16 protein-coding genes and 2 pseudogenes are annotated in these 19,329 nt (G+C 69.6%); 5 read left to right on the top strand and 13 right to left on the bottom strand.

Going from position 1 to position 19,329, the window contains the following annotated elements; genetic code table 11:
* Window positions 1–39 precede the first annotated feature (39 nt).
* The 5 genes from J7I98_RS17460 to J7I98_RS17440 form a co-directional block, all read right to left on the bottom strand.
* Window positions 40–1,260, bottom strand: a complete 1,221-nt coding sequence (locus tag J7I98_RS17460) for a glycosyltransferase (RefSeq protein ID WP_308377836.1) — start codon at window positions 1,258–1,260, stop codon at window positions 40–42.
* Between the two features lie 289 nt (window positions 1,261–1,549).
* Complete coding sequence (locus J7I98_RS17455; protein ID WP_214921651.1) at window positions 1,550–3,688, bottom strand: SpoIIE family protein phosphatase; 2,139 nt, start codon at window positions 3,686–3,688, stop codon at window positions 1,550–1,552.
* Window positions 3,689–4,076: 388 nt separating this feature from the next.
* Window positions 4,077–4,559, bottom strand: a complete 483-nt coding sequence (locus J7I98_RS17450; RefSeq protein WP_214921650.1) for a hypothetical protein — start codon at window positions 4,557–4,559, stop codon at window positions 4,077–4,079.
* Window positions 4,556–6,040 carry a glycoside hydrolase family 15 protein gene (locus tag J7I98_RS17445; RefSeq protein WP_214921649.1) on the bottom strand — a complete coding sequence of 495 codons (1,485 nt, stop codon included), beginning with the start codon at window positions 6,038–6,040 and terminating at the stop codon, window positions 4,556–4,558. The genes J7I98_RS17450 and J7I98_RS17445 overlap by 4 nt, the downstream gene beginning before the upstream one ends.
* Before the next feature lie 150 nt (window positions 6,041–6,190).
* Window positions 6,191–6,628, bottom strand: a complete 438-nt coding sequence (locus J7I98_RS17440) for a hypothetical protein (protein WP_214921648.1) — start codon at window positions 6,626–6,628, stop codon at window positions 6,191–6,193.
* Window positions 6,629–6,711: 83 nt separating this feature from the next.
* Here J7I98_RS17440 and J7I98_RS17435 point away from each other — a divergent pair, with 83 nt between their 5' ends.
* On the top strand, window positions 6,712–7,389 hold the full coding sequence (locus tag J7I98_RS17435; protein WP_214921824.1) for a metalloregulator ArsR/SmtB family transcription factor: 678 nt from the start codon (window positions 6,712–6,714) through the stop codon (window positions 7,387–7,389).
* Window positions 7,390–7,614: 225 nt separating this feature from the next.
* On the opposite strand, the gene J7I98_RS17430 is transcribed toward J7I98_RS17435, so the two are convergent.
* Window positions 7,615–8,730, bottom strand: coding sequence for a nitronate monooxygenase family protein (locus J7I98_RS17430; protein ID WP_214921647.1), 1,116 nt, complete (start codon window positions 8,728–8,730; stop codon window positions 7,615–7,617).
* 52 nt (window positions 8,731–8,782) lie between these two features.
* Entirely contained in the window at window positions 8,783–9,391 is a 609-nt protein-coding gene (locus J7I98_RS17425) for a flavodoxin family protein (RefSeq protein ID WP_214921646.1), read from the bottom strand.
* 120 nt (window positions 9,392–9,511) lie between these two features.
* Here J7I98_RS17425 and J7I98_RS17420 point away from each other — a divergent pair, with 120 nt between their 5' ends.
* Complete coding sequence (locus J7I98_RS17420; RefSeq protein WP_214921645.1) at window positions 9,512–10,105, top strand: TetR/AcrR family transcriptional regulator; 594 nt, start codon at window positions 9,512–9,514, stop codon at window positions 10,103–10,105.
* Window positions 10,106–10,317: 212 nt separating this feature from the next.
* Here J7I98_RS17420 and J7I98_RS17415 read toward each other — a convergent pair whose 3' ends face one another.
* From J7I98_RS17415 to J7I98_RS17405, 4 genes and pseudogenes are all read right to left on the bottom strand, one after another.
* Entirely contained in the window at window positions 10,318–12,708 is a 2,391-nt protein-coding gene (locus J7I98_RS17415) for an excinuclease ABC subunit UvrA (protein ID WP_214921644.1), read from the bottom strand.
* Window positions 12,709–12,956: 248 nt separating this feature from the next.
* Window positions 12,957–13,046: pseudogene (locus tag J7I98_RS42905) on the bottom strand (pyridoxamine 5'-phosphate oxidase family protein); the annotation flags it as partial.
* Between the two features lie 32 nt (window positions 13,047–13,078).
* The gene (locus J7I98_RS17410; protein WP_214921643.1) at window positions 13,079–13,495 is read right to left on the bottom strand and encodes a VOC family protein; all 417 of its coding nucleotides are present in this window, start codon (window positions 13,493–13,495) and stop codon (window positions 13,079–13,081) included.
* 10 nt (window positions 13,496–13,505) lie between these two features.
* Window positions 13,506–13,925 carry a helix-turn-helix domain-containing protein gene (locus J7I98_RS17405; protein ID WP_214921642.1) on the bottom strand — a complete coding sequence of 140 codons (420 nt, stop codon included), beginning with the start codon at window positions 13,923–13,925 and terminating at the stop codon, window positions 13,506–13,508.
* Window positions 13,926–14,218: 293 nt separating this feature from the next.
* On the opposite strand from J7I98_RS17405, the gene J7I98_RS17400 reads away from it, so the two are divergent.
* Together J7I98_RS17400 and J7I98_RS17395 are read left to right on the top strand one after the other, a co-directional pair.
* Window positions 14,219–15,100, top strand: coding sequence for a polysaccharide deacetylase family protein (locus J7I98_RS17400; protein WP_251020793.1), 882 nt, complete (start codon window positions 14,219–14,221; stop codon window positions 15,098–15,100).
* A 375-nt stretch (window positions 15,101–15,475) separates the two neighbouring features.
* The gene (locus tag J7I98_RS17395) at window positions 15,476–17,554 is read left to right on the top strand and encodes a SpoIIE family protein phosphatase (RefSeq protein WP_214921641.1); all 2,079 of its coding nucleotides are present in this window, start codon (window positions 15,476–15,478) and stop codon (window positions 17,552–17,554) included.
* A 134-nt stretch (window positions 17,555–17,688) separates the two neighbouring features.
* Here the strand turns inward: J7I98_RS17395 and J7I98_RS17390 are convergent, their stop codons facing one another.
* Complete coding sequence (locus J7I98_RS17390) at window positions 17,689–18,144, bottom strand: GNAT family N-acetyltransferase (RefSeq protein ID WP_214921640.1); 456 nt, start codon at window positions 18,142–18,144, stop codon at window positions 17,689–17,691.
* Window positions 18,145–18,669: 525 nt separating this feature from the next.
* Between J7I98_RS17390 and J7I98_RS17385 the strand changes: the two are divergent.
* Window positions 18,670–19,182, top strand: a pseudogene (locus J7I98_RS17385) (serine/threonine-protein kinase); the annotation flags it as partial.
* Window positions 19,183–19,215: 33 nt separating this feature from the next.
* Here J7I98_RS17385 and J7I98_RS42900 read toward each other — a convergent pair.
* Complete coding sequence (locus J7I98_RS42900; RefSeq protein WP_374225145.1) at window positions 19,216–19,323, bottom strand: IS3 family transposase; 108 nt, start codon at window positions 19,321–19,323, stop codon at window positions 19,216–19,218.
* Window positions 19,324–19,329 lie beyond the last annotated feature (6 nt).

The following is a 19,329-nucleotide window of genomic DNA, read 5'->3' as shown; positions in this document are numbered from 1 at the left end:
ACGATCCCGCGTGGTTCACGCGGGCACTGGCGGGCTTTCTCAGCTGACCGCGTCGAGCAGCAGTTGCGCAGCCACCGTCGCCCCGTCGGTGCGGATGGTGCCGGCCACGGCGGTCGCTCGTGCGCGGGTCTCAGGGGTCAGGGCCGTCCTGAGCGCGGCCGACAGGGACTCGAAGGTCGGAGTCGGACCGTTGTGTGCCGCGCCGATGCCCAACTCGGCCACGCGGCCTCCCCAGTACGGCTGATCCACGATCTGGGGTACCACCACCTGAGGCGCGCCGGCCCGGGCGGCCGTCGTCGTGGTGCCCGCGCCGCCGTGGTGCACGACGGCGGCCACCCGGCCGAACAGTGCCTGCTGGTTGACCTCGCCGACGGCGAAGCAGTCGTCCTGGTTGTCGATCAGGCCCAGCTCGGCCCAGCCCTGGGCGACGACTGCGCGGCGGCCCTGCGCGCGGACCGCCTCGATGGCCACCTGGGCGACGTCCGTCGACTCGCGCATGGGCATGCTGCCGAAGCCCACGTACACCGGGGGTTCGCCGGCGTCCAGGAACGCCTCCAACTCGGCCGACAGCGGGCGTTCGTCCGGCAGGATCCACGCGCCGGTCTGCACCACGTCGAGGTCCGCCGGCTCCTGCCACGGCCCCAGGACCGGGTCCGCCGCCAGCCACGGCCGGTCGGTGAAGACGTAGTCGCGGATGTCGTCCACCGGCGGCAGACCGATCGACATCCGGTGGGCGTTGATCCCTGGGCCGTACAGCGCGTTGAAGGCCTGGGCGTTCAGCTCCCACAGAGCCCGGTTGTCGGTCATGTCCGGCGGGAACGGCCAGAGCGGCAGTGGGTGCGGCGCGTGGTGCGGCGACGGCAGCATGGTCGGGAAGTAGCTCACGTACACGAAGTGGATGCCCAGCTTCTCGGCCACCGACCGCGCCGCGGCCACGGCCGGGACCAGGCCGGTCGCCACCACCGCGTCGCATCCCTCGGCCGCCGCGACGACCGCCTCGTACTGCGCGGCGACCAACGCGGCCGCGCGCTGGGGCAGGCCCTCAGCCGACGGTGGCGCCGTCCCCCCGGTCACCACCGTGCGTATCGGCTCGGCGGCCGGCACCAGCTCCACGCCGACACCGGCCAGCAGCTTCGCGAACTCCTCGTCCGGCGGCGCGCACACCCGCACCTCCGCGCCAAGCGCCCGCAACTGCACCGCGAGTCCCGCCATCGGTTGGACATCCCCGCGCGACCCATACGTCGACAACAGCACACGCACTTCGTGACTCCCCATCAATTTCCACAGATTCAGGCTTAGGCCGGTGATTCTGCGGCACGACCGGGGCCTTGCCGCAAGCCCCCCAGTGCGCTATACATTGAACATGGCAAGGAGTTGGTACTCTCCTTGCCTTTTGTCGTTCTCTGGGGACGGACAACCTCCTCGCGAAGCGGCGGCGCGCCGCGTACGGCGGTACGTCGGCCCAGGAGGATCTCCCACGGCAAGTCCGAGGCTGTCCGCCCGTCGGTGGATGCCCCGAGGTCCACGTTTGTCGCCCGACATCGCCTCTTTACTGTCCGGCAGACGCCTGGATGAGGAGAAGGGCGATGTCGTCATGGCGCGGTGCTGATTTCGTGGCGTAGTGGATGAGTGTCTCCGCGAGGGCCTCCATGGTCCGATCCTGGGCCTGTTCGAGCTGGTGGGCGAGGTCGGCAGTGGCTTCGTCGATGTCGGTGCCGGGGGTTTCGACGAGTCCGTCGGTGTACAGGGCGAGCACAGTGCCGGGTGGCAGGGGGATCTCGATGGTCGGGTAGTCGGCGTCGGGTTCGATACCGAGCAGCAGGCCAGGGGGCACGTGGAGGACTTCGGTGTGTCCGTCGGGATGGCGCAGGAGGGGCGGAGGGTGTCCGGCGCTGGCGAGGTGGGCGCGGTGCCGGCCGAGGTCGAGGTGGGCGTAGAGGCAGCTGGTGAACAGTCCCGTGTCGAGGTCCGTCAGGAGGCGGTTGGTGCGGGCGAGGACGTCGCCGGGGGGTGTGCCGACGGTGGCGTGGGCGTGGACGGCCGTGCGGACCTGCCCCATGAGGGCTGCTGCAGTGACGTTGTGGCCTTGGACGTCGCCGATCGCCACGGCGGCCGTGGTCTCGTCGCAGCGGATCAGGTCGTAGAAGTCTCCACCGATGTCCATACCGCGGCCGGCGGGTAGGTAGCGGGCGGCCACGTCCAGACCGTGGATGCGGGGCAGAGTGCGAGGCAGCAGGCTGGATTGCAGGGCATGGGCGAGCTGGTGCTTGGTGTCGTAGAGGCGGGCGCGGTCCAGGGCCTGGGCAATGAGTCCCGCCAGTGAGGTCAGGACGGCGCGTTCTGCCGGAGTGAAGGATTGCGGCTGGTCGTAGGCGAGGACGAGGGAGCCGATGATGCGGCCGGAAGCGATCAGGGGGAGGAAGGCCCAGGCGGCCATGTTGTCCTGGTGGACGGCGGGGGAGTAGGCGCGTTTGAGGTCCGCGAAGGTGGCGAAGAAGCTGGGGACGCCGGTGGCCAGGACGCGCACGGCCGGGGTGCTGGAGGTCAGGGGCACGGCGTCGAAGTGGTCCATGAGCTCGGCGGCGTATCCGCGATAGCCAATGATGTGCAGTCGGCCTTCCTCTGCCGTCATCAGGGCCAGCGCCTGGGGGCCGAAGGCGGGCACCATCTGGTCGGCGACCAGGTCGACGACCTCCTTCGTCCCGACGGCTTCGGTGAGGGTGGCAGCCAGGTGCATCAGATGGTAGAGCGCAGTCGCTCCCGTCGGCTCTGCCGAGGGTTGCGGTTGCTGACGAGACGCGTTGGGCGCCTGTTTGGTCGACGCGGGGGTGATGTGGACGCTGACACCGGAGCCGTCGGGAAAGAGGTGGAACGTCAGCGATGTGTCGGGTGGGCGCAGCACTGTGAATGACATGGGCTGGCGGGTGACCACCGCGGCCCGGTAGCGGTCTTCGAAGACCGGCTCGTGGAGCCACAGCAGCACCTCCCATGGTCGGGCCCCCCGCAGGACTGCGGCGCCGGCGCCGACCAGGTCGGCTGCGGCGGTGTTGATGAAGGTGATGCGGCCGTCCAGATCCAGTGCGCAGCAGCCCATCGGCAGGCGTTCGGCGAAGTCGACCGCGGCCAGTGCCTCGGCCCGCTCGGGGGCGCGAGGGCGAGGCGGGGGAAGCACCCGGGGCTTTTCCGGTGGTAGCACGGGGTGGCCGCTGTCGGTGGCCCGTTGAAGGAGGAGGGCCGCGCGGCGGCAGAAGGCGCTGACCGCATCGCTCTCGGACCGGCTCAGCTGCGGCGGGTGCCAGATGGGCCACAACAGCACGAGCCCGCCCCACGCGGTTGTGCCGTCAGTGATCGGTGCTGCTGCCAGCATGAAGTCGTAGGGAAGCACGAGGCCGAGCCGGGGATAGCGGCGCGCGACTTCCTCCTGGCCGCTCAGCCACACCAGACGCCCCTCGCGCATGGCGTCCGCGACCGGGATCGGTGCGCCGACGTCGATCCTCGCCCACGGAGCAGCGATCTGCTGAGAGACACCGGAGACGACCGCCAGCCGTAGTACCCGCTCACCTGGCGCCAGGAGGTACACCAGGCCCACCGACGCCCCGCTGTCTTGCACGATGTCGGCGACGGCGGCATTGAGCTGTTCCAGGCCGCCGGGGTCCGGGACGGAGTCAGGTGGGGCGGGCTGCTGCATGCCTTCACCGCCTCCCGCAGGTGGCGAAGCACGGGGGCCGCAGGCGCGGAATGCGGTTGCGGGCGGCTGCAGAGCTGATGCTCGGGCCGGCACCGGTCTGCCACCCGGCCGGCACCGCCGAGCACGCCGGTCGGCCCGCCGGGTACGGCCCGTGAACTGTCGCGGCGTTATGGGCTGTCGCCCGCCGCGCCTGCGCAACGTCCCGCCACCGGCATCGTGCGCGCCGGGCCGCGTGCCGGTGCGCCGGCCTGCAGTACCGGCGACCGGGCGGCCCCATCGGCTCTGGTATCGGAGTGCCGCACCAGTCACCCCGAGCGTCACCCATATGGAGACGATAGGTCCGCCGGCCGGTGACGGCACCCCGGCCGTGTGGCGGGCTGGAGCGCGGTCAGGTGCCCAGCATGGTGAAGCCTCCGACGATGGCTCCGTAACCGATATGCGCGAGCACGGTAACCAGCGGTGTGCTCGGCCCGTAGTTGAGCATCAGGAATCCCGGAGGTTCCAGCAGGGCAACGTTGGGGGCGCTGGTGAGAGGGCTGCCCATCCGGGGGTGGACGAGCGGCAGGAGGATGTTCACCAGTGCGGTGCCGACGAAAAAGCCGTGTGCGAGACCGAACAGGGCTCCCAGCCACCAGCCGGCTCGATCGATGGCGAGGAAGACGGCGTAGTACATGAACGCGAAGATCTGGCCGTTGAGGAAGTGCATCAGGTAGCCGACAGCCTTGGCACGCGTGCGGTTGACAGTCACCGCCGTGCCGAGCAGGAACGGCAGGTCCATCCGTGTCAGGCTCAGCTCACTGGCGGCACGCAACGTGGTGGTCAGCACCAGCGTGCCGACGAAGGCGCCCGCGGCTGCTCCCCAGGCACTCACGCGCCCGCCAACGTGCCGGCGGTACTGATGGCGCAGGCGGCACTGATCAGCGCCAAGTGGCTCAGCCCCTGCGGAAGGTTCCCCAGGAAGGAACCGGTGGCCGGGTCGATCTCCTCGCTGTAGAGGCCGACGTCGTTCGCCAGATCGACCAGGTCATCCATCAGGCCAATGGCCTGGCGCACGTCTCCGGCGCGGGCCAGGGACTCGGCGAGCCAGAAGGAGCAGGCCACGAACGCCCCCTCCCCGCCGCTGAGGCCGTCTTCCCCGGAGTAGCGGTCGACATAGGGCCCGTGCACCAGCTCCTCCCGCACGGCCGTGATCGTGCCGCGCATGCGCTCACCGTTGCCGCCGTACCCATAAAGGTGGCCGAGGAGGACAGCGGCGTCCAGGTCCTCGCTGCCGGCGGAGCGCACGTAGCAGTTGCGGCGTGGCGAGGCGCAGCGGGTCTCGACGAAGGTGGCGATCTCCATACGGGCGGACCGCCAGCGCGCCAGGTGCCGGTCCGGGATCAGGCGGCGCTCGGCAAGGTCGGTGGCGCGGTCGAGCGCCACCCAGCACATCATCTTCGACTGGAGGAAGGCAGCCAGGGTGAAGGCTGAATCGCGGACCCAGGAGAAGCGGTAGTCCCAGTTGCGCTCGCCGCCGATGCGCTCCGGCAGTGAGGTCGTCGCCGCCGCGGCGACCGCACCTGACGGAGCGAAGACGAGCATCTTCAAGGTCAGCAGGCTGCGCATCACCGCCTCCTGCCACCTGCCTGCGTAAATGCGCTCGTGTGCCCACTGCCGCCAGGCCGCGCACGTGTGCTCCAGGCGCATGTCGCATTCAGAGCGGGTCGGCAGGACGAGCGGCTCCTGATCCGCGAACGGCATCGCGATCAGGGCATGTCCGCCCGACGCCAGTTGGAAGCTCCCGACGACCGAATCCCTCTCGCACCGGGGCTCACCGGCATCCCAGGCACAGACAGCGAGCGCCTGCCTGCCGGCTGTCGCCACCGGGACTCCACCGCGCCGGACCAACCGCATGGCGCGGGTGCCGTAACGGAATCGTGGTTGCACGCTCCAGCGCATCGGCACGGAGCCGGACAGCCCGTTGATGTGCCGTTGCAGCTCTCGCATCGGAGCGAGCATGGTGTCGTCCTGCAGGGTCAGGGCATCGGTGACCCGCACGGTGCCCTGCATGGTGAAGAACGTCGTCTCCAGGACGTTGGTGCCTGGCAAGTAACGGCGTTCCGTCCGGTAAGGCACTGCCGGTTCGAGCAGGAACCGGCCGCCGTCGGTAGCGTCGAGCACAGCGCCGAACAGTGCGGGCGAGTCCAGATCGGGCAGCCCGAGCCAGTCCACCGACCCGTCGCGGGCGACCAGTGCGGCAGCGCGGCCGTCGCCGATCACTGCGTAGTCGCTGAGCGGAACGTAACCGCCGGTCCGCGAGGCCGTAGTCGGCGGACGCCGGTCGATTCCGGGGGAACCCCGGATGGATCCCATGGCCCCACCTTCTCATCGGCGCAGGCGTACCGCTTGTGCATCCGGCCGATCACGATTCCAGGGCTGCGGCTGCGGCTGCGGCACGCGTACGGGCGGGTGGCGCTGTGCGGCGCCCACCCGCCGGATGGCTTCAGTGCACGCGGTGACTCATCACCGCCGCCGCTGGTTGCCGTGGTACCGCTGGGCAAGCCTGGCGAGCGCGACTGCGCCGAGGAGCAGTCCGAAGTCACGCAGTGCGACGTCGTAGTGCCCCGGGATGCTCAGCAGGTTGATGATGATCCCGCCCAGCCAGCCGGCCACCAGCCAGCCGCCGAAGCGCGGCGCCACGGCGACGACGACCCCTGCCACGATCTCGATCACACCCACCGCATACATGGCTGCCTGGGCACTGCCCGGGACGAGGTTGTTGATCCAGGGCGCGAGGTAAGTGGGCCAGTCCACGAGCAGGTTGGCGAACTTGTCCGCCCCGAACAGGATCGGCGCCACCGTGAATCCGGTGCGCAGGATCAGGAACGCCTGGTAGCCCGGGTCGGCAAGCATCGCCCGCCGGGCGGTGCCGGGCGTGGTGGTTGTGGTTGCGGACGACATGGCGTCCTCCTTCTATCGACAACTCTCATTAACGATAGAAGCCCCTCTTCGCTCTTTAGTCAATGGCGACGGGTTTTACACTGGTGTTCGTGGACGACCCGAAGGAAGCACACGACACCGACGTCTCCGCCGTCGCAGCACTCGACGAGCCGACCCGCCGGAGGCTGTACGACCACGTCGTACGCCAGTCGGGACCGGTCAGCCGGGACGAAGCAGCGACGGCCCTGGGCCTGGCGCGGCAGACAGCGGCGTTCCACCTGGACCGACTGGCCGACGAATCACTGCTCGATGTGGTCTACGAACGCCGCAGCGGGCGCACCGGGCCGGGTGCGGGCAGGCCGGCCAAGCTCTACCGGCGCTCGACGAAACAGATCGCCGTCAGCCTGCCCGACCGGCGCTACGAGCTGGCCGGACGGCTGCTCGCCCAGGCCATCGAGGAATCAGAGGCGACCGGTGAACCCGTGCGGACCGCGCTGCACCGCAAGGCCGAAGAACTGGGCACGCAGCTGGGCCAACAGGGCAAAACAGGTGTCTTCGAACTGCTGGAACGACATGGCTTCGAACCGCGGCACGAGCGCGATGCCATCGTGCTGGCCAACTGCCCCTTCCACACCCTGGCTCGAGAGCACGCCCAGACGGTATGCGGCATGAATCTTCACCTGCTGCGCGGCGTCCTTGACGGACTCGGCGAGAGTGGGTTTGAGGCATGTCTGGCGCCTGAACCGGGCCGATGCTGCGTACGTCTGGAGCCTGCCGCCTGACCGCGCTCAACCGGTTGACGGGCCATCAGCCTGCGGTGAACGCGATGCCGTGGACAGCGTCGGCACCAGAGCCCCATCCCGGAGAAGACCGACGACCAGGCCGCCCGCCTGCGCAATGTCTCACGAGGCGGACGGCCGTCCGGCTTCGACGAAGAGCTGTACAAGAAGAGCAACACCGTAGAACGAGCGATCAGCCCGCTCCGCACATGAGTGGCCGGACAAGTCCTAGTCGCGCTGGGGCGGCAGATGGTCCAGTGCCGCCCCGGTGCCGGCGATGAGCTCGTCGAGGTAGGCGCGGGCGTCGCGCGGCCGGGTGAGTGCTGCCGCTTGGCCGGACCAGAGGTTGACGTAGTCGGCCAGACCGCGTTCCGCGGCCGCTGTGCGCAGCGGGCGGGTGAGTGTGTACTGGATTGGATAGGGGGCCAGTTCGGTCTCGTACGCCAGTGATTCACGCGTGAAGCGGTTGGGGATGGCTCGCGCGAGCCGCCCGGAAAAGGCTCGGGTCAGTACGGTCGTACGCGCGTCGGGGCCGTGCAGCGCGGCCCGGTGGATGGCACTCGCCCCGGACTCCTTGGTGGCCAGGAAGCCGGTGCCGATCTGCACTCCGTCCGCGCCGAGCGTCAGCGCGGCGGCGATTCCCCGGCCGTCGGCGATGCCGCCGGCGGCCACGACGGGGATCGACACGGCCTGCGCGACCTGTGGGACGAGGGAGAAGGTCCCGACGAGGGACTCGTTCACGGGGCGCAGGAACGAGCCGCGATGCCCTCCCGCGTCGCTGCCCGAGGCGACGACGGCGTCCATGCCCGCTGCCTCGATCGCGAGGGCCTCCTCGACGGTGGTCGCGGTGCCCACGGTCCGGATGCCCCGGCGCCGGGCCTCGTCGAGCACCCGGCTCTCGGGGATGCCCATCACGAAGCTGATCACCGGCGGCTCCGCCGCGAGCAGTGCGTCGATCTGCTCGGCGAAGCCCGGCGCGGGCGGCGGCTCCTCCAACTGGGCTGTGGACAGCCCGAGTTCCTCGAACCAGGGGCGCAACAGCCCGGTGTACCGGGCCATCCGGTCACGGTCGGGCGGTGCCGCGGCTTCGTCGGGGTGCGGGACCCAGAGGTTGACCGCGAAGGGCCGGGCGGTGGCCTTCCGCAGGTCGCTCACGAGCGTGCCGATTCCGTCCGGGGTGAGGATGTGTCCTCCGTACGAGCCGAGCCCGCCGCCCTCGGAGACAGCGGAGGCGAGCGCCACGGACGACAGTCCGCCGCCGAACGGGCCTTGCACGATGGGGACTTCGAGGCCCAGCAGCTCGGTGAGGCGGCCACGGGCCCAGGAACGCTTTCCGTCGGTCATGACAGTCGTCCTTGGGATTGAGTAGTTGAGGGAGGTCTGGGGTTGAGGGCGTTCACCGGGCGAGGGTGAGCGCCGTACGGCCCGACGCCTGCTCGAGTGCGGTCTCCGCCACCCGGCGCCCGAGGTGCTCGGCGGTTCGCAGATCCGCCCCGGACGGGGCTTCGTCGGGGCCGAGGTCGGACGGCGACTGGGCCATCGCGCCAAGGAAGCCGCCGAGGCGGTTGAGGTCCTCCGGGGTTCCGGTCGTGGAGTACTCACCGCCGGGCGGCAGGCCCAGCGAGACCCAGTTCATGCCGTGCTGCGCGGCGAAGATCGCGAGAGAGACCAGGACGTTCAGCTTGTCACCGTTGACGCCCGCGGAGTTGGTGAAGCCGGCGGCGAGCTTTCCGGCCCAGCCCTGCTCCATCCAGACCGGGGCGCTGGCCTCGGCGAAAGCCTGGAAGACGGCGGACTGGCTGCCCATGTAGGTCGGCGTGCCGAAGACGATCGCATCGGCGGCGGCCAGCGTCTCCCACAGCCGGTCGTCCATGACGGCCACGTCGCACAGCTCGGCCTGTGTTCCGGACACCGACCTGGCTCCGGCGGCGACCGCGCGAGCCTGGCGGGCGGTGTGGCCGTAGCCGCTGTGGAAGGCGACGGCGATCGTGATGTTTTCGGGCATAGCGAAGTCCTCGCAGGTCAGGTAGGTGACGGGCGGGTTTCCCACCACACGATGAGGACAGTAGACGACCGGTCAACTAAAAACCACCCTGAATAGTTGACCGGCCGTATACTCATCGCCATGGGACGGACGAGCACGGCACGGGAACGACTGCTGGACGCGGCCTGTGGCCTGATGCTGAGCCGCGGTTACGGCACGATCGGCGTCGCCGAGATCTGTGCCCGCGCGGACGTGAAGAAGGGCAGCTTCTACCACTTCTTCGAGTCGAAACAGGCCCTGACGATCGAGGCGATCAACGCGCACTGGGCGGCCCAGCGGCCCGGCTGGGTGGCGACCCTGCGGGGCGACGGGCCGGCAGAGGACCGGCTGGAGCGACTGTTCCTCGACCAGGCCGCCGCCCAGCGCACGGCGAAGGCGCAGGACGGCGCGGTCAACGGCTGCCTGTTCGGCAATCTGGCGCTGGAGCTGAGCACCCAGGACGCGGCCGTCCGGGCCCGGCTGGCGGAGATCTTCGAGGAGCAGATCGACCTGGTCCACGCGGCGCTGACGGATGCGGCGGAGCAGGGCACGATCCCCACCCCGGCCGCGACCCGCACCACCGCCCGCGCGGTCCTCGCCCAGCTGGAGGGCATGGTCATGTTCGCGAAGCTGGCGAACGACCCGGCCGTACTGGACGGGCTGTGGGCCCAGACCTCCCGGCTGCTGCGGAACTAGGGGGTGTCCGGTCGATCTCCGCGGCGTCGCGGGGCTTGGCCCGCCCCTGATCCGCCGGCACCCCACCTAGTGCTCCAGCCGTAGATCGCGCACCGCGTCGGCGTCCCAGCACCGCCTCGCGGTCGTGCAGGAAACGATCGTTGTCGGACACCAAGTGGGGCGAGTTCAGACAGATGAGAGAACTCGTCCCACCGTGTCCGCGAAGGCCTCGGTCAGGTGCCGACGTACGTCGCGAGGTGCTCGCCGGTGAGGGTGGAGCGGGCGGAGACGAGGTCGGCGGGTGTGCCCTCGAAGACGATCCGGCCGCCGTCGTGGCCGGCGCCGGGGCCGAGGTCGATGATCCAGTCGGCGTGCGCCATGACTGCCTGGTGGTGCTCGATGACGATGACCGACTTGCCGGAGTCGACGAGCCGGTCGAGCAGGCCGAGCAGCTGCTCGACGTCGGCGAGGTGGAGACCGGTGGTCGGTTCGTCGAGGATGTAGACGCCGCCCTTGTCGCCCATGTGGGTGGCCAGCTTGAGCCGCTGCCGCTCGCCGCCGGACAGTGTGGTGAGCGGCTGGCCGAGGGTGAGGTAGCCGAGCCCGACGTCTGCGAGCCGGTCGAGGATTTTGTGCGCGGCCGGTGTGTGTGCCTCGCCGGAGCCGAAGAACTCCTCGGCTTCGGCCACCGACATCGCGAGCACTTCGCTGATGTCGCGGCCGCCCAGGGTGTATTCAAGGACCGATGCCTGGAACCGCTTCCCCTCGCAGTCCTCGCAGGTGGTTTCGACGCCGGCCATCATCGCCAGGTCGGTGTAGATGACGCCGGCGCCGTTGCAGTTGGGGCAGGCGCCCTCGGAGTTGGCGCTGAAGAGCGCCGGCTTCACGCCGTTGGCCTTCGCGAACGCCTTGCGGATCGGGTCGAGCAGTCCGGTGTACGTCGCCGGGTTGCTCCGTCGCGAGCCCTTGATCGGCGCCTGGTCGACCGACACCACACCCTCGTCGGTGGGGATCGACCCGTGCACCAGCGAGCTCTTGCCGGAACCGGCGACGCCGGTGATGACGGTGAGCATGCCGAGCGGGATGTCGACGTCGACGTGTCGGAGGTTGTTCGCCGTCGCGCCGCGGATCTCCAGGGCGCCGGTGGACTTGCGCACCGTCTCCTTGAGGGTGGCACGGTCGTCGAGATGGCGGCCGGTGACGGTGTCGCTGCCCCGCAGCCCTTCGAGGGGCCCCTCGAAGCAGACGGTGCCACCCGCCGTACCGGCGCCGGGACCGAGGTCGACGACGTGGTCGGCGATCGCGATCGCCTCCGGCTTGTGCTCCACGACGAGCACGGTGTTGCCCTTGTCCCGCAGTCGAAGGAGCAGGCCGTTCATCCGCTGGATGTCATGAGGGTGCAGGCCGATCGTCGGCTCGTCGAAGACGTACGTGACGTCCGTGAGCGAGGAGCCGAGATGGCGGATCATCTTGACGCGCTGCGCCTCACCGCCCGACAGCGTGCCCGCCGGCCGGTCGAGGGCGAGATAGCCGAGGCCGATCTCCACGAACGAGTCGAGGGTCTGCTGCAGCGCGGTGAGCAGCGGCGCCACCGACGGCTCCTTGAGGCCGCGGACCCACTCCGCCAGATCGCGGATCTCCATCGCGCAGGCGTCCGCGATGCTGATCCGCTTGATCTTCGACGACCGGGCCCCCTCGCTCAGGCGGGTGCCGTCGCACTCGGGGCAGGTGGTGAAGGTGACCGCCCGCTCCACGAACGCCCGGATGTGCGGCTGCATCGCCTCCTTGTCCTTGGACAGGAACGACTTCTGGATCTTGGGGATCAGACCCTCGTAGGTGAGGTTGACGCCGTTGACCTTGACCTTGACCGGTTCCCCGTACAGGAAGGCCTGCAGCTCCTTCTTGGTGTACTTGCGGATCGGCTTGTCCGGGTCGACGAAGCCGGACTGGGCATAGACCTGCACGGTCCATTGGCTGTCCGACTTCCAGCCGGGGATGGTGAACGCGCCCTCGGCGAGCGACTTGGAGTCGTCGTAGAGCTGGGTGAGGTCGATGTCGGAGACCGAGCCCCGGCCTTCGCAGCGCGTACACATGCCGCCGGTGCGGTGGAAGGTCGCCTTCACGGTCTTGGTCTTGGCGGCACCGCGTTCGACGGTGATCCCGCCGCTCGCCCGGACCGAGGCGGTGTTGAAGGAGTACGCGCTGGGTGGGCCGATGCGGGGCTTGCCGAGCCGGCTGAAGAGGATGCGCAGCATGGCGTTGGCGTCGGTGGCGGTGCCGACCGTGGAGCGGGGGTCGGCGCCCATCCGCTGCTGGTCGACGGTGATCGCAGTGGTCAGCCCGTCGAGCACGTCGACCTCGGGCCGCGCAAGGGTCGGCATGAAGCCCTGCACGAAGGCGCTGTAGGTCTCATTGATCATCCGCTGTGACTCCGCGGCGATCGTGTTGAACACCAGCGAGCTCTTGCCCGAGCCGGAGACGCCGGTGAACACCGTCAGGCGGCGCTTCGGGATCTCGATGCTGACGTCCTTGAGGTTGTTCTCGCGTGCACCGACGACGCGGATCAGGTCGTGGCTGTCGGCAGCGTGCAGCGCAGGCGACTGCGCGCCTGTCCTCGTGGCCATGCTCGTCGTGTCTCCATCTGTTAGCGGCGGGGCCCGCCTTCGCGGTCTGCGTCGGCGTCGCCTGGCTCAATCTGACCAGCTTCGAGCAGTACCACTGGTTCTACTTCGTCGGCGCGGTCGCGGCAATGGTCGCTGTCCACCTGATCGGCGGTGACGGCCGGGGTGGCGCTCCAAGAACCAATGCCTCCACGCAGCTTCGGCCCGTGGAGCCTCTGGGCCCCGGCCACGCGGTGCGCCCGGCCGAAGCGTCAGACCAGCCGGTGGCCGTCGCGCATGAGCTCGCGGCCGGCCGTCTCGTTCACCTCGCGCCAAGCCTGGATGCGGCGCGGGGTTCGCCGGCAGGGCAGTGCAGGGTTTGCGGGACCAGAGCTCACTGCTTGCGAGGCTGGTTGAAGCGCAGCATGTTGCCGGAGGGATCGCGGAAGGCGCAGTCGCGGACGCCGTACGGCTGGTCGACCGGCTCCTGCAGCACCTCGCTGCCCGCGGCGCGGATGCGCTCGAAGGCGGCGTCGCAGTCGTCGGTCCTGAAGATGACACCGCGCAGCATGCCCTTGGCCAGTAGTTCCGCCATGGCCTGCTTGTCGGCGGGCGAGGCGTTCGGGTCGGCGAGCGGGGGTTCGAGAACGATCTCCACGTCGGGCTGCGACGGCGAGCCGACGGTCACCCAGCGCATTCCCTCGAACCCGACGTCGTTGCGCACCTCCAGGCCGAGAACGTCCCGGTAGAAGGCGAGCGCCTTGTCGTGGTCGTCGACGGCGATGAAGCACTGTGAGAGCTTGATTTCCATGCGTTTCACGCTACGGGCGGGCGCCGGGTTTCGCTTCTCCATTCCTGACCGGTCGCGTGTGGATCTTGGCGACGCAGGCCGGGATGGCGGCGCCCTCGTCATGGCGGCGGGCCCGGTATGAGCTCGGGCTCTCGCCGACCAGCTCGGTGAACCGCGAGCTGAACGACCCCAGCGACGTACAGCCGACCTCGAAGCAGACCTCCGTCACCGTCAGGTCACCCCGCCGCAGCAGCGCCTTGGCCCGCTCGATCCGGCGCGTCATCAGGTAGCTGTACGGCGTCTCCCCGAAGGCAGCGCGAAAGCTGCGGGAGAAATGGCCCGGCGACATGAGGGCGAAGCGCGCCAGCGCAGGAACGTCGAGCGGCTTCGCGTAGTCGCGGTCCATCAGGTCACGGGCCCGGCGCAGCCGGACGAGATCCTCCAAGGTCACGCGACCACCATCCCACAGCACCGGGCCGCCGGTGCCGACGCAGTGGAGGCCTGGCTGCTCGAAGGCGCAGAGCGCCGAGGACACGCACCGTCGACTGCTGCCCGTACTTGACACTCGTCTGCCTGCGGAGCGGTGGCCCCGCAGGCCGTGCGTTCGACAGGGAGCGAAAGTCATGCCAACTCCGAAGGACTGGTGTTGAAGCCCTGTCTTTTCTCGCCGCTTGCATGGGCGCCCGAGTGGGGGTGCCAGGTCCCCGTTTCGTGTCGCTTCATGGGGCGCTGCGTTTGCTGTGTATGAACCGTTTCGCTTCCGCGTTCGCGTGGTCCCTGGCTGCGGCGCAGGGCGTACTTGCCAGGTCTGGCTTCCTCGGTGCCCTCAGGCTGAACGCCTTCAGCCGCCTGTCAGCCGCCGTCGTAGTGCTGGGGGTAATGGCCCTTCCCGCGAGCGGCTATGCCGCCACCACATCGCCTGCTCCTGTCAGGAGCCCCGTGACGGTCGGGTCGGCCCTGCCGCCTGCGCACGTGGATCCGGGCCCGGTGGGAAAGCTCTTCGGCTCGGAAATCCGGCAGATCCCCACCACGCGGCGTGTAGTCGTACTGACCTTCAACGCGGCGTGGGACGAGACCGGGGTGGGGACGGCCTTGCAGGTGCTGCGCAGGTACAAGGTGCCGGCCACGTTCTTCCTGACCGGGGAGTTCGCAGAGCGTCACCCCGAGGCCGCGCGGGCCATGGCGGCTGAGCACGGGATCGGGAATCACTCCTACAGCCACCCGGAGTTCGACGGCCTCACCCGCCGTGAAGTGTCGGAGGAGGTTTTGCGGGCGGACCGTGCGATCCGTCAGGCGACCGGGGCGGAGCCGCTGCCGATCTTTCGGTTCCCTTACAGCGCCACGACCCCTGAAGGGATCGCGGTTGTCAATGCGCTCGGTTTCGCTGACATCGAGTTCACCGCTGACACCAATGGCTACCTCGGAACCGCCGGTGGCATGACTGTTCAAAGGGCTGTCGACCGGGCCATGGATGCCCTGACGCCTGGTGGGATCGTGCAGATGCACGTGGGCACCCCCGACGGACATGGACCGGCGCTCGACGTTCAGGCTCTCCCGCAGATCATCCACGCCATCCACGCCCACGGGTACCGGGTCGCCGACCTGGCTGCTCTCCTCAACAGCTGAGGCAATGCGGGCTTCCCGTACGACGTGTGTGCACTCGCCCGTGACCTGCGCGGAGCCGGGCGGGCCATGCGGCCGCCCCCAGCGCCCGAGCTCGCGCTGCCCGAGCACGCACCACCGCAGCCACACGGGCGGCAGGCACTGCCCAACCGGAGCAGGGTTCCTCCTCTGCCGGGCCCTGGTGGAGCGCATGGGCGACGTCGCTGACCGGGCGGACGCGAACGGGTTCCACTCGCATGGTTCCGACGGACACCAGGCGCTGCCGCACACGCAGGGGCTGCGGCAGCCACTGATGGGGAGAGACGATGGAAGACGCCACGTCGCCCGCCGCAGGGGCACGGTCGCCACCGGGTCCGCGGGTGGAAGGAGCAGCTGGCCATGGACACAGACGGCTTCCAGGCCGATCTCGGCCCCGCCGAGCCTGCCGAGCTGAGTGCCTCGCCACCGGGCGGGCTGCTGGACCTGCTGGGCGTTGCGGCGGGGGTGCTGGATGCGGAAGGGCGGATCGTATTCTGGAGCCCTCAGGCCCAGACGTTGCTGGGCTACAGCGCCGAGGAGGCACTCGGCCGGTTCGCGGCCGAACTGCTGGTGGCAGACGAACACGTCGACCGCGTGCTTCATCTGTTTGCTCAGGTCATGGAGGGCGAAGGGACCTGGGCGGGCGTCTTCCCCGTGCGGCACAAAGACGGCAGGACGCGGTTGCTGGAATTCCGCAACATGCGACTGCAGGACGACCGCGGTGATCTGTACGCCCTCGGGCTGGCCACCGACCAGGCAACATTGCGGCGCGTGGAGCGGGACCTGGCGCTGTCCGTGAGGCTCGTCGACCAGTCGCCGATCGGGCTGGCCGTACTGGACACCGATCTGCGGTACGTAATGGTCAACCCGGCTCTGGAACGGATCAACGGCCTCCCCGCCGAACAGCACCTCGGTCGGAGTGTGCGAGAAGCACTGCCGTTCCTGGACGCCGACGGCATCGAGTCCGCAATGCGGCAGGTCCTGGCAACCGGCACCCCGCAGCTGGACCAGTACACCGTCGGCCGCACCCAGGGCAACTCCGGCACTGAGCACGCGTGGTCGGTCTCCTACTACCGACTGGAAGACCCCGGCGGGAAGGTGCTGGGCGTGGGCGCTTCGGTGGTGGATGTCACCGACCGGCACCGCGCCGCCCGGGATGCCGAGCGAGCCCGGCATCGGCTAGCTGTGATCGCCGACGCCTCCGCGCGCATCGGCACCACGCTGGACCTTGAGCAGACCGCCCGCGAGCTGGCCGATGTCGCTGTGCCCGAGCTCGCCGACATGGCCGCCGTGGACGTTCTCGACTCCGCCCTGGCCGGCCACCGCACCACTGTCCCTGCTCACGGACCGGCGCTGTTTCGTGCCCTGGCCGTAGCAGCCGCCTATCCCACCGACGCCGTCGGCACCGCCGACACTCCCGGCGAAGCAGCCCGCTACGACGCCGATCGTCTGGTCACCCGATGCGTCAACACGGGCAGGCCCGTCATAGTGGCCCACACGGGCGACGCCGACCTGTCCCTGATAGCCCGCGACCCCCGAGCCGCCGCACTGCTGGCCCGGTCAGGCGTCCACTCCTACCTGGCCGTGCCACTGATCGCGCGCGGCGAAGTCCTCGGCGCCCTCGATCTCGTACGCGCCCGCAACCCACAACCCTTCACCGAGGACGACGCCACCCTGGCTGTCGAGCTGGCCGCCCGCGCCGCCGTCTGCATCGACAACGCCCGCTGGTACCAAAAGCAGCGCGACACCGCCCTCACCCTCCAGCGCAGCCTCCTGCCCGAGCCGCCGCCACCCCTGTACGGCCTGGAGGTCGCCTCGCGCTACCAGCCCGCCGGCGCCGCCAGCGAGGTCGGCGGCGACTGGTACGACATCCTCCCTTTGCCCGGCGACAGGACCGCGCTGGTCGTCGGCGACGTCATGGGCAGCGGCATCAACGCCGCCACCACCATGGGACGGCTCCGCACCGCCACCCAGACCCTCGCGGGACTCGGCCTCGCGCCCAAGCAGGTGCTCAGCAACCTGGACAGGATCACCGCCGGGCTGGATCCCTACATCGCCACTTGCACCTACGCGCTCTACGACCCCCACGTCGCGCAATGCCACATCTCCACCGCCGGGCACCTGCCCCCCGTCCGCATGCGCCCCGGCCACGCCCCCGAACTACTCGACCTGCCCACCGGCGCCCCATTGGGCGTCGGCGGCGTCCCCTTCCGTACCACCGCCATCGACCTGGACCCCGGCGACCAACTCGTTCTCTACACCGACGGCCTGGTCGAGACCCGCGACCAGGACATCGACACCCGCCTACGCGCCCTGCTCACCCACCTCGACGGCCCCCACCGCAACCTGGAGGACACCTGCGACCACCTCCTGACCGCACTGCGCCACCCGGACGACCACGACGACGTCGCCCTGCTCATCGCCCGCATCCGCCGCTGACCAGAGGCCGTCTCGTGGCTGTTTGAAGGCGAGACGGCCCCGTCGCGACGGGGGAGACACGACGTGCACGGCGATGCCGGGGCGTGCCCGGGCACCGAGACGGCGCCGGCGGTGGCAGTGGGGTCGGGGAAGTCTTAGAGCATCCTCGTCATGAACGTACTGTTCGGGTCGGGTTGGTAGTCGGCGAACGGCTCGCAGTGGACGAACCCGAACTTCTCGTACAACTTCCTGGCAGGCAGGAAGAACTCGGCCGCGCCGGTCTCCAGGCTCAGCCGTGTGAATCCCATGCGCTTGGCCTCGGTGATGATGTGCTCCAGGAGCAGGGATGCGATGCCGCTTCGCTTACGCGTCGGCTCGGCGCGCATCGACTTCAACTCCGCGTGGCCCGCGCCCAGCCGCTTGATCGCACCGCAGCCCACCAGGGTGTCACCGTCCAGGACCGACCAGAACGTGACCTCGGGCTTGCGGAGCCCGTCGAGATCGAGGGCGTGCTTGCTCTCCAGAGGCGTAATCGACCGCATCTGCTGGACGTGCTCGGTGAGGAACCCGGCGATCTCTGGGCCGGACAGGTCGTCCACCACGATCTTCACTTTGCTCGCCCTTCTTCGGGACTCTCGGTGCCGCGGGTGCCGTGTCACATTCCCTGGGCCACGTGAGGTTGGGACTGGCCCTTCGGGTCGTTCTACGAGTTTGCCACCCGCGAACAGGGCACCCGCGCCCGGCTTCGGGGGTCGTACGGGCCCTGCCCCGAGGCGACCACATGGGCGCCATTGACGGTGCGTCACCAGGCCTGGGCCGCTTCAACCGGCGGGACGAACTGGATGCGATCTGGCCGCGAACTGCGGGCCGGTGCCGCCGTGTTGGGCGTTCATCGGGTCGTGCACCTCGGCCATGCGGACAGCGGCCGAGAGGAGCCGATGCGTCGGGACTTTCCCGGTCGGCCCCGTTTCGATCCTGGCCCGCCCGTGGCCGAATCCGCCGCTATGCGCCTGTGGTTGAGCGAAACGGGAATCTCCGGAATGATACGGGCATCTCGACAGCGACCCCACGGGCCGCGGGGTAGGGGGCATGGGGTGGGAGTGTTCGAGGCCCTGGAGCCGGAGGACCCGCGGCGGGTGGGGCGTTATCGGATCACAGCACGGCTCGGCTCGGGCGGCATGGGCCAGGTGTACTTGGCCCGCTCGCCCGGCGGGCGTCCGGTCGCGGTGAAGGTAGTGCGCCCCGAGCTGGCCAGAGACGGCGGCTTCCGGCTCCGCTTCGCCCGCGAGGTGACCGCGGCCCGGCGGGTCAACGGAGCGTTCACCGCCGGCGTGGTCGACGCCGACCCGGACGGCACCCCGGCCTGGCTGGCCACCGTCTACGTACCAGGTCTCTCCCTGGGCGAGGCGATCGCCGGGCACGGCCACTGGCCGGCCCAGTCGGTACTCGCCCTCGGCGCCGGACTGGCCGAGGCCCTGGAGGCAATCCACGCGGCCGGGGTCGTCCACCGCGACCTCAAACCCTCCAACGTGCTCCTCGCCGCCGACGGCCCGAGAGTGATCGACTTCGGCATCTCGGTGGCCAGCGAGGCCAGCGCGCTGACCAGCACCGGCATGGTGATCGGCACCCCCGGCTTCATGTCTCCCGAACTGAGGTGCCCCCCGGAGTGTGGACACAGGGGTTCATGCTGCGAGTGTGAGTCTACGTTCTGTGTGGTGTTGCTGTTCGAACTCGATGGGTGAGAGGTAGTTCAGGGCGCTGTGGCGTCGGCGGGCGTTGTAGTACGTCAGCCACTG

Source organism: Streptomyces sp. ISL-98 (assembly GCF_018614055.1).
Taxonomy (GTDB): Bacteria; Actinomycetota; Actinomycetes; order Streptomycetales; family Streptomycetaceae; genus Streptomyces; species Streptomyces spiramyceticus.
The sequence above is the reverse complement of the archived record's forward strand: the minus strand, read 5'-3'. Positions and strand labels throughout refer to the sequence as shown.